This is a genomic window from Anoxybacillus ayderensis, from assembly GCF_000833605.1.
GTDB lineage: Bacteria > Bacillota > Bacilli > Bacillales > Anoxybacillaceae > Anoxybacillus > Anoxybacillus ayderensis.
On sequence record NZ_JXTG01000032.1, the window covers coordinates 1 to 12,041 of the forward strand.

At 45.0% G+C, this 12,041-nt stretch carries 13 protein-coding genes and 1 pseudogene; 3 read left to right on the forward strand and 11 right to left on the reverse strand.

All coding sequences use genetic code 11. The features are described 5' to 3' along the window. The 5 genes from JV16_RS14255 to JV16_RS14275 all read right to left on the reverse strand — a co-directional run. The coding region (locus JV16_RS14255; protein WP_042536403.1) for a PAS domain S-box protein at window positions 1–1,061 on the reverse strand (1,061 nt) is incomplete at its 3' end. 307 nt (window positions 1,062–1,368) lie between these two features. Next, entirely contained in the window at window positions 1,369–2,034 is a 666-nt protein-coding gene (locus tag JV16_RS14260; protein WP_042536398.1) for a LutC/YkgG family protein, read from the reverse strand. Beyond that, window positions 2,034–3,452, reverse strand: coding sequence for a LutB/LldF family L-lactate oxidation iron-sulfur protein (locus JV16_RS14265; protein WP_021094284.1), 1,419 nt, complete (start codon window positions 3,450–3,452; stop codon window positions 2,034–2,036). Before JV16_RS14265 ends, JV16_RS14260 begins: the two co-directional genes overlap by 1 nt. A 13-nt stretch (window positions 3,453–3,465) precedes the next feature. Further along, entirely contained in the window at window positions 3,466–4,182 is a 717-nt protein-coding gene (locus JV16_RS14270) for a (Fe-S)-binding protein (RefSeq protein ID WP_021094285.1), read from the reverse strand. Window positions 4,183–4,288: 106 nt separating this feature from the next. Continuing rightward, on the reverse strand, window positions 4,289–4,939 hold the full coding sequence (locus JV16_RS14275; protein WP_042536399.1) for a FadR/GntR family transcriptional regulator: 651 nt from the start codon (window positions 4,937–4,939) through the stop codon (window positions 4,289–4,291). Between the two features lie 267 nt (window positions 4,940–5,206). On the opposite strand from JV16_RS14275, the gene JV16_RS14280 reads away from it, so the two are divergent. Both JV16_RS14280 and JV16_RS14285 read left to right on the forward strand, forming a co-directional pair. Further along, window positions 5,207–6,988: an L-lactate permease gene (locus JV16_RS14280; RefSeq protein ID WP_021094287.1), complete on the forward strand. Its 1,782-nt coding sequence runs from the start codon at window positions 5,207–5,209 to the stop codon at window positions 6,986–6,988. A gap of 97 nt (window positions 6,989–7,085) precedes the next feature. Continuing rightward, a complete protein-coding gene (locus tag JV16_RS14285; protein ID WP_042536400.1) occupies window positions 7,086–8,816 on the forward strand; it encodes a B12-binding domain-containing radical SAM protein in 1,731 nt (576 codons plus the stop codon). Between the two features lie 210 nt (window positions 8,817–9,026). Here the strand turns inward: JV16_RS14285 and JV16_RS15825 are convergent, their stop codons facing one another. From JV16_RS15825 to JV16_RS15835, 3 genes are read right to left on the reverse strand one after another with little or no spacing between them, the layout of a single operon-like run. Further along, entirely contained in the window at window positions 9,027–9,170 is a 144-nt protein-coding gene (locus tag JV16_RS15825) for a hypothetical protein (protein WP_021094289.1), read from the reverse strand. Continuing rightward, entirely contained in the window at window positions 9,167–9,322 is a 156-nt protein-coding gene (locus JV16_RS15830) for a hypothetical protein (RefSeq protein WP_006321568.1), read from the reverse strand. The genes JV16_RS15825 and JV16_RS15830 overlap by 4 nt, the downstream gene beginning before the upstream one ends. Continuing rightward, complete coding sequence (locus tag JV16_RS15835; RefSeq protein WP_021094290.1) at window positions 9,319–9,465, reverse strand: hypothetical protein; 147 nt, start codon at window positions 9,463–9,465, stop codon at window positions 9,319–9,321. Before JV16_RS15835 ends, JV16_RS15830 begins: the two co-directional genes overlap by 4 nt. 84 nt (window positions 9,466–9,549) lie before the next feature. Here JV16_RS15835 and JV16_RS14295 point away from each other — a divergent pair, with 84 nt between their 5' ends. Beyond that, a complete protein-coding gene (locus JV16_RS14295) occupies window positions 9,550–9,885 on the forward strand; it encodes a DUF3905 domain-containing protein (RefSeq protein WP_042536401.1) in 336 nt (111 codons plus the stop codon). A 26-nt stretch (window positions 9,886–9,911) separates the two neighbouring features. Here JV16_RS14295 and JV16_RS14300 read toward each other — a convergent pair whose 3' ends face one another. The 3 genes and pseudogenes from JV16_RS14300 to JV16_RS14310 all read right to left on the reverse strand — a co-directional run. Then, a complete protein-coding gene (locus JV16_RS14300) occupies window positions 9,912–10,727 on the reverse strand; it encodes a carbohydrate ABC transporter permease (RefSeq protein WP_021094292.1) in 816 nt (271 codons plus the stop codon). A gap of 13 nt (window positions 10,728–10,740) precedes the next feature. Then, window positions 10,741–11,631 carry a carbohydrate ABC transporter permease gene (locus tag JV16_RS14305; protein ID WP_021094293.1) on the reverse strand — a complete coding sequence of 297 codons (891 nt, stop codon included), beginning with the start codon at window positions 11,629–11,631 and terminating at the stop codon, window positions 10,741–10,743. 102 nt (window positions 11,632–11,733) lie between these two features. Continuing rightward, window positions 11,734–12,041 (reverse strand): annotated as a pseudogene (locus JV16_RS14310) (ABC transporter substrate-binding protein); the annotation flags it as partial.

A 12,041-nucleotide genomic window follows, 5' to 3' on the forward strand; every position in this document is an offset into this window, starting at 1 on the left:
TTCGATGTAAATTCAAGCTGTTTTGTTTCGCCATTTGGCATATGAAACGTCAGTTCATCACGAATTTGTCCGTCGCGGAAAAATTGGCACAACACGCGACGCACTTTTTTATTTTTTTCATCGATAAACTGCAATAAGTTCGCATGGACGAGATCGTGAAGCGGCAGTTCAAACGTTCGGCTTGCGGCTGGATTGGCGCGCAAAATGTTTCCGAAATCGTCGCAAATAATAATCGCTTCGTGCGCTTGTTCAAAAATGGCGCGAAATCGTTCTTCGCTTCGCTGTAAGTTCATTTCCATGTTTCGTTTTTCTGTCACGTTGCGCATAATCGCCATAAAAAAGCCGCTATGTACGTTTGCTGTGAACGTCACCTCAAACAACTTTTGCATGCCGTCTCCTAAAATAAACGGAAGCTCGCTTGATACCGTTCCGTTTCGTTTTAACGTCAGCAACAGTTGCTCAAATAAATCGTGATATTCAATCGGAATAAATGTTTGCATCGAAAGCTTGAACAAATCTTCTTTTTTTACGTTGACGCTCGCACAAAAGGAAGGATTGGCGTCAATGAAGCGACCTTGTCCATCAAAAATAACGATGCCGTCGCCGGCGCGATTAAACAAATCTTTAAATAACGTTTCGTTAATCGTTCGTTCACGCTCAAGCGCTTTTTTCGAGGAAATGTCGCGGATGATATATAAATCAAATTGTTGCTTTTGATGGCGGCGCATAAATAGTTGCACATGTTTCAATTCACCATCGGCTAAACGGACGACGAGTTCATCATCGTACGCCCCAAATTTGCGCAACATTTGCTTTTGAAATTGAAAAATATGTTCAGGGACAAGGTATAAATATTCTTGAAATTTTTTTCGCAACAGTTGTTCTTTTGGCGTACGGAATAAACGGCACGCCGCATCGTTGACGTCAACGAACGCCCCGTCATCTTTCACAATAATCATCGCATCTGTCACTTGTTGCAACATAAAATCATACCGACTCATTCGCTCATCGATCGCTTCTTTCTCTCGTTTTGAAAGCTGAACGAATACGGATTCCTCCATTATGCTTTCTTTGGAACTCAATCGCTTTCCCTCCTTGTTACTCCCTCTCCATATTTATCATGTATATTCGCTACATCTGTTTTCATTCCTTCTTAACATTCTGAAAATTTTACTAATCTGATCGGATTAAGAAAAGCGCAAAGCGCCCGCCTATCGGCGAAGAGCGCACAAGCCCCACCGAGGAGGCTGTCGCCGCCGCAGTGTGGGGCGGAGCGACTCGAGCCGATGGCGCTTGGAGCTAGACAGCTCCCTAAATCCGAATTTTTATACTTTCTTATCTTTAAAAAAAGAGCAGCTCATTCGCTGCTCAACAATCGGTAATCACGATATATGTCGCTTTCATCGGTCCGTGTACCCCAACGACTAAATTCATTTCAATGTCTGCCGAGTTGCTTGGGCCTGTAATGAAATTGATGCATGACGGAACATGTTTTTGTTCGCGAATGATGCGCGCCGCTTGCGTCATGCGCGGAACGATTGTACTTTTCGGAATGATCGCCACGTACGTTTTCGGTAAAAAGCTAATCGTCCGCCCTTGGTTGCGATCATTAAGCAACACGACCGTTCCGGATTCCGCTAACGTCATGTCGCTAAATGTGATGCCGATGTTCGCTTTTTCCGCCGCTTCGATGTTTGCTCGTCCGAGCGATACGTCCCATACGTGCACATCTTCTCTTTTTAAAAAAGAAGATAAACCGACTTGTTCATATCGCTCATCATTTGCGACAACGATCGGTCCGCCGCCATGGGCGTCAATGACTTGTTCGATCGTGTGATAGAGCCCATCTGTTGTCGTTTCAACGAGCGTCGTATGAATGCGGGTACATTGCTTTTTTAATTCATCAAGTAACTCGTCTTGACTATACCCTTGAAATACCGTCTGTTGCGGCGCATGTTTCCATTGCGGACGTTCGACAAATGCAGGCATATCACGTCCAAGACGAGAAGACAAACGTTGTAAAAAAGCTTCCATTACTCTTCCCCCCTTTGTTTGAACCAATCGCGGAACCGTTCTTTTTCTGGCGCTGGAAATTCGCGAATATCGGTCCATGCTTTTAACGGCCCTGGGCCTTTCGAAATGCGGTCGTTTACTGTAAACGGATTGACGGCCGTCGGTGCAATTTTTGAACCAAGTTTATACAACATGGACGATGCCGCGCCAAGCCCGAACGCTTTCATCGCTAACTTTTCCGAAATCGGCGCTTTTCCTTCCCGTTCAACAATCGTTTGCCGATGTTTTAACAACAGTTCATGGAGCGGAATTTTGACCGGACATGCTTCTGTACAAGCTGCACATAACGTCGATGCATACGGCAATTCTTTATAGTCGTCATAGCCACCAAGAAGCGGCGACAAGACGGCGCCGATCGGTCCGGAATAAATCGAACCGTACGAATGACCGCCGATATGACGGTATATCGGACAAACGTTGACGCAAGCCGCACAACGAATACATTGCAACACCGGTTGAAATTCCGTTCCTAAAATATCGGAACGTCCGTTATCGACAATGACGAGATGAAATTCTTCCGGTCCGTCTACTTCCCCTTCATCGCGCGGACCTGTTAATACCGTAATGTAGCTCGTCAATTTTTGCCCGACGGCGCTTCGTGTAAGCAAGCTGACGAGCACTTCCATTTCTTCAAACGTCGGTACGATGCGCTCCATTCCCATGACCGTAATTTGTGTTTTCGGTAAAGCGGTCACTAAATCGGCGTTTCCTTCGTTCGTGACTAACGTGATCGAACCTGTTTCCGCAACCGCAAAGTTGCATCCGGTAATGCCGACATCTGCCGTCATATATTCATGGCGAAGCATATGGCGCGCATGAAGCGCCAATTCTTCTGGCTTTTCTGTTTTTGTATACGCCAGCTTTTCTTTAAATACGTCGCGAATTTGTTCTTTATTTTTATGAAGCGCAGGCGCGACGATGTGCGATGGTGGATCGTGGTCGTCGACTTGCAAAATGTATTCGCCAAGGTCCGTTTCAATGACTTCGCAGCCGAGTTTTTCAAGGGCGGCGTTCATATGAATTTCTTCGGTCACCATCGATTTTGATTTCACAATTTTTTTCGCTTGCTTGCTTTCAACGACGCGGCAAATGTATTCGTTCGCTTCTTCTGCCGTTTGCGCGAAAAACACATGCCCTCCGCGCTTTTTTACATTTTCGCTTAATTGCATTAAATAATAATCTAAGTTTTCGAGCGTATGTTGACGAATTTCTTCCCCAAGCGCGCGCCATTGTTCCCAATTGCCGAGCTCCGCTGCTGCTTCCAATCGGCGCGTGCGCAGCCGCTCTTGCGCTCCTGCCACCGCTCCGCGCATAAACGTATTATGAATGCCTTTTTCCACTCGCTCGTGAAATTGTCCCGTATTAATTTTCATCGCCATATGAATCCCCCCTTTATCGGCTATTTAACACTTCGGCGATGTGCATGACGCGAATCGGCTTGCCTTTTCGCTCGATGCGCCCGCCGATGTTCATTAAACAGCCACAATCGGCCCCGATTAAATAATCCGCTTCCACTTGTTCGATACATTGAATTTTTTCATCGACCATTTGTTCCGAAATCGGTCCCATTTTGACAGAAAACGTACCGCCAAATCCGCAACAATTGTGCGCGTTTGGAAGCGGCACGACTTCAAGGTCTTTCACATGTTGCAAAAGCGCAAGCGGCGCATCTTTCACGCCAAGTAAGCGCGTCATATGACATGACGTATGATACGTCGCTTTTCCTTTTAACCGCGCCCCGACATCTTCCACTTGTAGCACATCGACGATAAATTGCGTCAATTCATACGTTTTATCGGCCACCCGTTTCGCCCGCTCTTCCCATTCACCGTCGCCTTTAAAAATGTGCGGATATTCTTTAAACATCGTCGCACACGAACCAGATGGCGTGACGATATATTCGGCATGTTCAAACGTGCGAATCATATGTTTCATCGCTTCTTTCGCTTCTTTTACATAGCCGCTATTGTACGCCGGCTGTCCACAGCACGTTTGCGCTTCGGGAAAATGAATCGTACAGCCAAGCCGCTCTAATAGCTCGACTGTCGCTTTTCCGACGTTGACGTGAAACAAATCGACTAAACATGTAACAAATAATGTAACATTCATTCCCGATCCCCTCTCCAAGAAAACGTTTTCTTTTTTTCACTTTACATCTAATTGCCAAATTAGTCAACCGGTCATCTGATGAGTACGTTCGGAGGAAGCCCCTCCGTTATGAAGAAATATAGTCGGACAGCACTTTTTCGACATGCTCTAAATGGTCTTTCATTCGCTCTTGGGCAAGTTCGGCGTTTTGTTCGCGAATCGCCTCAAAAATAGCAATATGATCTTCAAGCAGCTGTTCGGTCGTCGCTTGTTTGGCAAACAGCCAAATGCGGCGCGTCTCGCGCATCGTCTCCATCATCATGCCTGAGACGTTGTTCATTAAACTCACTAATAGCGGATTTTTCGTTGCTGAGGCAATTGCCATATGAAATAAAAAGTCCGCTTTTTCGCCAAGCTCTTCGTCGCCAATCGCTTCGCGCATTTGCGTAAGGGCGCTTTGCATCGCGCGCAAATCTTCGTCTGTTCTTCGTTTCGCTGCAACGCCTGCGGCACCAACTTCAAGCAGCTTTCTTACTTCTAATAAATGAGCGACATCTTCTTTATTCATGAGCACCGCAGCAGAAATCGGAAACGATAACATCGCTGGATCAAACTCGCGCACGTATGTGCCTTCTCCTTGTTTCATTTCAATGAGCCCCATCGCCCGAAGCGCGGTCAGCGCTTCACGAATGGCCGCCCGTCCAACTTGGAAATTTTCTGCTAGCTGTTGAACGGAATCGAGTTTATCGCCGGGCTTTAACTGACCCGTTTGAATCATATGTAAAATCGCTTCCGCTACTTCTTCATATATTTTTTCGGTTTAATTTGTTTGTACACGTTGTCCACCCCATTGTTTCTTGTTTGCTCCCCCATACAAATAGAATATCATATCATATTTTTCTACAAAATAACTGTGAAAAATTTTTAAATATTCATATTGAAAAATGGTTGCGCTTACATTATGATATACTCATCAGATGATTGTATGACCTTATGATAAGGGGATAAGGAATTACATCATCATATTGAACAAAGGGGGATGCATATGAGTATCGGTATGTTATCATTTATCGCACTATTGCCAATTTTAACAGTTTTCTTATTTCTTGTTGTGTTAAAATGGCCAGCGAGCCGCGCGATGCCTGTTGCGCTTGTCGTCACAGCCGCGATTGCGTTGTTCGTTTGGGGAACGAAAGTAAACGTCGTTGCTGCCGCAAGCGTCAACGGCATAAAAACTGCGATTGAAATTATGTTTATCGTATTTGGAGCGGTGTTGCTTTTAAATACGGTGAAAGAAAGCGGCGCGATCGAAACGATTCGCCAAGGGTTTATTCACATTTCACCTGACCGCCGCATTCAAGCGATCATTATCGCTTGGTTGTTCGGTTCATTTATTGAAGGCGCTGCGGGATTCGGTACACCAGCTGCGATCGCCGCACCACTTCTCGTTGCGATCGGCTTTCCAGCGATGGCGGCTGTGTTAGTTGCGTTAATTATTCAAAGTACACCTGTTTCTTTCGGAGCGATTGGAACACCAATCCTCGTCGGAGTGAATACCGGTCTTGCGAACCAAGAAGCAGTCATGAAAGCAATTGGCGTTATGGAGTTTACAGATTACTTATTACAAATTGCCGCAAACGTCGGCATTATTCATGCGATGGTCGGAACGTTTATTCCGCTTATTATGGTCGGAATGCTTACGCGCTTTTTCGGCAAAAACCGTTCGTTCCGTGAAGGATTGCGCGTCTGGAAGTTTGCGATGCTCGCCGGCTTTGCTTTCACGGTTCCATATGCGATCATCGCGAACGTGCTCGGTCCAGAGTTTCCGTCGTTGCTCGGTTCATTAATCGGTCTCGTCATCGTCGTGCCAGCGGCAAAAGCAGGGTTATTTATGCCGAAAGATACGTTTGATTTCGAACATCGCAACAATTGGGAACAAGAATGGATCGGTCGTTTAAACAACGAACAAACGAACATTGTGCAAGGGAAAAAGCGCATTTCGCTTTTAAACGCATGGTTCCCATACGTATTAGTGGCGATTTTGCTCGTCATTACGCGCACAGTAACGGAAGTAAAAACGTTTTTAACAGGGGAAAGCGTCACGATTTTAATCGACAATTTGTTTAACTCCGGCATTGCGATTAAATCGACACCGCTTTATTTACCGGGTACGATTTTCCTAATCGTTTCGCTCGTCACATACGTTTTACATCGAATGGATGCGGCAAGCTACAAAAAAGCGTTTAGCGATTCGTTTAAAACGGCATTAAGCGCAGGTTCGGCGCTCATTTTCGCCGTGCCGATGATCAACATTTTTATTAACTCAAAAACAGAAGAACTCGCAAGCATGCCGCTCGTATTAGCGGAAGGCGTGTCGCACATCGTCGGTTCCGCATGGCCGATCGTTGCGCCGCTCATCGGTGCGCTCGGAGCGTTTATCGCTGGAAGTAACACGTTCAGCAACATGATGTTCTCGCTTTTCCAATTCGGTACAGCGGAAAGCATCGGTTTATCTGCTTCAGGCGCTGCGGTCGTCGTTGCGTTGCAAGCTGTTGGTGGAGCAGCTGGAAATATGATTTGTGTTCATAACGTCGTTGCGGCTTCCGCGACAGTCGGTCTTGTCGGTCAAGAAGGAAGCTTAATTCGCAAAGCGCTCATTCCGATGACATATTACATTTTAGCGGCCGGTATGCTCGGCATGGGCTTCATCGTCGGCGGCTTCAACATCTGGTTCATCTTATATGCCGTCGTCGTTGTCGCATTCATTTTCTTTATGGTATCGAACCGCGGCAAAACGAAACGGGCGGAAAATCAAATTTCAGCATAATACAAAGGGTGTCCTCACAAAAAGGGCACCCTTTTTCCTTCCCCTCGGATATGGTATAATTGTTCGTTGCAACCTACATATAAAGGAGTCGTTTGCAGTGCATATTATCTGTACAACGTTAAATGCAAAATATATTCATACGAACTTAGCGATTCGGTATTTAAAAGCGTACGCCCAGCCAGAGTTTCATGTGGAGCTTGTTGAATATACGATTAAAGACCCGGTGTTAAATATCGTCACCGATTTGTATCGTCGCAAACCAGATGTCGTCGGGTTTAGCTGTTACATTTGGAACATCGAACAGACGATTGAAGTCATTCAGCTGTTGAAAAAAGTGCATCCAACCGTCACGATCGTCGTCGGTGGACCAGAGGTGTCATACGATGTTTCATATTGGCTTGAGCGCGTGCCGGAGTTTGATTATATCGTCATCGGCGAAGGGGAAGAAACGTTTAAACAGCTGCTTACTGCACTAGAACGTGGCGAAGATGTGACAAACATCGCAGGGCTTGCGTTTCATCGAGACGGGAAAGCGATCATTAACCCGCAAAGAAATAAAATCAACTTAGCAAACGTACCGTCGCCGTTTCGCTTTCCTGAAGATATTCCGCATTTGTCGAAGCGCGTGACGTATGTCGAGACGAGCCGCGGCTGTCCGTTTAGCTGCCAATTTTGTTTATCGTCGATTGAAGTTGGCGTTCGATATTTTGACCGTGAAAAAATAAAGGAAGATTTACGTTATTTAATGAAACAAGGCGCAAAAGTCATTAAATTTGTCGACCGCACGTTTAACATTAGCCGCAGCTATGCGATGGATATGTTTCAATTTTTAATTGACGAACATGTGCCGGGCGTCGTGTTTCAATTTGAAATTACGGCTGACATTATGCGGCCAGAAGTCATTGAGTTTTTAAATAAAGAAGCGCCCCCAGGGCTGTTTCGGTTTGAAATTGGTGTGCAATCGACAAACGATGACGTCAACAAACTCGTCATGCGCAAGCAAAATTTTGAAAAGCTCACGCGCACCGTCACGATGGTGAAACAAGGCGGAAAAATTGCGCAACATCTTGATTTAATTGCCGGGCTTCCAGAAGAAGATTACACATCGTTTCGCAAAACGTTTAACGACGTGTTTGCACTTCGCCCAGAAGAGTTGCAGCTCGGCTTTTTAAAAATGTTGCGCGGCACAGGGCTTCGCCACAAGGCAAATGAGTACGGCTACGTCTTTATGGACCGCGCGCCGTATGAAATTTTGCGCAACAATGTGCTTTCGTTTGATGACATCATTCGGTTAAAACAAGTGGAAGATGTGCTCGAAAAATATTGGAACGATCATCGCATGGACGAAACGATTGAATATATCGTCACCCATTTGTTTGATACACCGTTTGACTTTTTCCAATCGTTCGGCACGTATTGGGACGAACAAGGTTGGGCGCGCATCGGGCATCAACTTGAAGATTTATTCCGCCGCCTTTATTCGTTTTTACAAACGTTACAGACGAACGACTTGCCGATCGTCGAGGCGTTAATGAAATACGACTATTTGCGCAATCAAAAACAAAAACCGCGCAAACCGTGGTGGGACGAAAAAACGGACAAACATGTACGCGCGCGCGTATACGAAAAACTGTCCGAACAACCGCATCTTCTTTCGCTAAGCGAAAAAGAATTATTTAAACATACCGTCGTCGAAATGATCCCATTCGACTTGCCGCATTATTTACAAACGAAACGTATTCGCCGATGCAACATGGCGATGATCGTTTACTTTAACCAAACGACAATGAAAGCGGAGACGTATAGTTTGGAAATGGACACGAATTGACAAAGCGTTTATTGAAGTTTATAATTTGAACTATAAGGAAGCTTTAAGTTGTGAGAAGGACATCATTCGGAGATGTTCCTTGCTAGAGAAGATAGCTGTCGAATGTTCGGAATTCGATAGCTTAGAGATGATGTAAAAAAGCGCTAGCATGAGGAGCTAGCGCTTTTAGTCATACAGGTCGTACAACAGCTAGGGAAAAATGTCGTAGCTTCACCCATTTTTCTTTTCCTTTTTCGCTTCTTCTAACAGCTCGATCACTTTATAGGCATTGATGTCACCTTGTTCGTGTCCGAATTCTTCCTTTAATATGTCGCTTGGAATCGGAACCGTTTTGCCCGCTTGTTTGTTTTTCATTTTCCTTGCCGTCCTTTTTTTGAATTTCGGTTTGCGCCGCGACTCATATCTTCTCCGCCGGCATATTGCGCTTCAAATTCGTCTTTTGGCATGCTTTCCGTCGGTGTTTGGTTGTTCGTCTTCGCGGCATCATGTGTTACTTTTCGTTTCATGATCGTTCACCTCGTCTATATGTTTGTTCTTTTTTGTACGCAATGAGTATGATGTCTTCGCCCGTTTGTTCACGAAGCTTTCGCTCAAATTGTTGCACTTCGGCGATGTCTCGTTCATTTAAAGATGCAATTGGAAAGCGCATATTGATTCCCCCTCACAAGTAATGTCGCGCAAAGCAACATATTTTATACGTCACTAAGCCACATTAATAATTGAGGTGATCACAATGGATAAAGAAATCGAATCGCCCATTTTCGATGAGACGCAACCGCATCAAATTCATGCGCCGTCGTTTAAAGGGACAAATATACGCATGCAGCCGCCATTTATAAACAAATATGGGGTCGTCATCGGCGACAGTAAATACAATTCGCCACACTCCCCTCTCAATGAATGGAGCGATGAAACCGATCCAAGCGTCATGGCCGGTGATGAATGGGTGCATCCGACGAACGACATCGGTTGGAATACGCCCGAAAACCGCGCCTTATTAGAAGAAAAACGAAGCGGAAAAGCGCCGTTTACCCATCCAGATAAAGATGTCGGATACGGGGCGGATTAAAATAACCTCGTGCGACATGCACGAGGTTATTTTCCCCCTGTAAATGAAATGCCTTTAATAAAGTAACGGTTGAAAAACGCATAAATGAGTAAAACAGGCATTGTAAATACCATCGATGCCGCCATAATGTAGTTCCAATAGCTAATGTATTGTCCTTTAAAGCTATTTAACCCAAGCGGCAATGTGAACAAGTTCGGATCGGATAAAATGATAAGCGGACGCATAAAGTCGTTCCACGAACCCATAAAAACGAAAATGGCTTGCGCGGCGAGCGCTGGGCGAGCGAGCGGCAACACGATGCGGAAAAATGTGCCGATGCGGCTTAACCCATCTAACGCCGCGGCTTCTTCTAACTCTTTCGGGAAGTTAATGAAAAATTGACGCATCATAAAAATGAATGTCGCGTTAATCATTGCTGGGACAATCATTCCTTGATACGAGTTCAGCCAACCGAGCTGTTTTAAAATTAAATAGTTCGGAATCATCGTTACTTGCGCTGGAATCATTAATACGGCAAGAATGATCATAAAAATCGTCTGTTTTCCTCGGAAATGAAGGCGAGCGAGCGCATAGCCTGCCATCGAGTTAAACATTAAGTTTAAGATCGTCACCGTCACCGCAATGATGACGCTATTCATAAACCAACGAGGAAATAGCTCTTGTTCGATAAAAATTTGTTTATAGTTATCAAGCGTAAAATTTTCCGGAATAAAACGAATCGAACCGCTCACAATTTCTTCAAGCGTTTTAAACGATGACGAAAGCGCCCATAAAAACGGAATCATCGTCACGATCGCATATAAGACGAGAATTGTATATAACAATGCTTTGCCTATTCTCATGACCTTCCCTCCTTTAGTAAAGCGACTCTTCTTTTGAAAATTTTCGCTGCAACCACGTCGCAAGTAAAATGACGATCGCTAACGCAAACGCAAGCGCAGCCGCATATCCCATCGTTCCGAGCGATTTAAACGCATATTGATAAATAAGAAGAACAACCGTTAACGTCGCATTGTTCGGTCCGCCTGAACCGCCCGAGAAAATGTACGATTGGTCGAACAATTGGAACGTACCGATTAACCCCATAATGACGACGAACGATGTGACAGGTCTTAAATACGGAACAGTGACGTACCAAAACTTATGCCAAGCGTTCGCCCCGTCTAGCTCCGCTGCTTCATATAACGAATCGGGAATGTCTTGCAATGCCGCTAAATAAATGACCATAAAAAACGGTGCCGTTGACCAAATGTTCATAATCATAATGGCGTTTAAAGCGACAGACGGATCGCCAAGCCAGTTGTACGTCGGCAAGCCGAAAAACGCAAGCACGTGGTTGACAAGACCGTTTTGGTTGTACATCCACATAAAAATAAGCGTCAAAACAGCCGATGATGTTAACGTCGGCAAAAAGTAAACGATGCGGAAAAACTTTTCTCCCTTTAACCCCGCATTAAGCGTTGCCGCTAAAACGAGCGCCAACATCGTTTGCGTCGGCACGACGATCGCCACATATTTCGCCGTATTCCAAAGCGCAATTTTTGCCCGCGTATCGTCTAATATGCGCGTAAAGTTGTCGAAACCGACAAATTGAAAACTTGCTCCTCCTAATAACTGCACTTTATGAAACGATAAATAAATCGCAAATAAAATCGGACCGATGACGAATAAAAGAAGAACAAATAACGTCGGTGACAATAACGTATAGGCCGTTCCTGCTTCTTTCCATCGCTTACGACTAAACATATTTTCATCTCCTTTTGTCTTGCTATTCACCTCTTTCAAGTGAAGATTGTGCAACACTTCACTTGAAAGAAGGGAACAGCGAGGGGGAATCCCCCTCAGCCGTTACTTCGCTTCAATTTCTTTATTCGCAATGTCTTGTGCTTTTTTGAGCGCTTCCGCAAGCGGTTGTTCACCTAAAAAGGCGCTCACAAACTGGTTGTTAAAGTTGTTCATAATAATCGGCAAGTTCGTACCGTTTTGCCATACGGTCGCATACGGTGCTCCTGCAACAAGCGCTGCGCGCAATTCATCTTTATCGTATCCGAGTTCAGATGCGACCGATTTACGTGTTGGCAACGCAAATCCTTTACTTGTCCAAATTTTCATTCCTTCTTTTCCTGTTAAAAACGAAATAAGTTTCCATGCCGCTT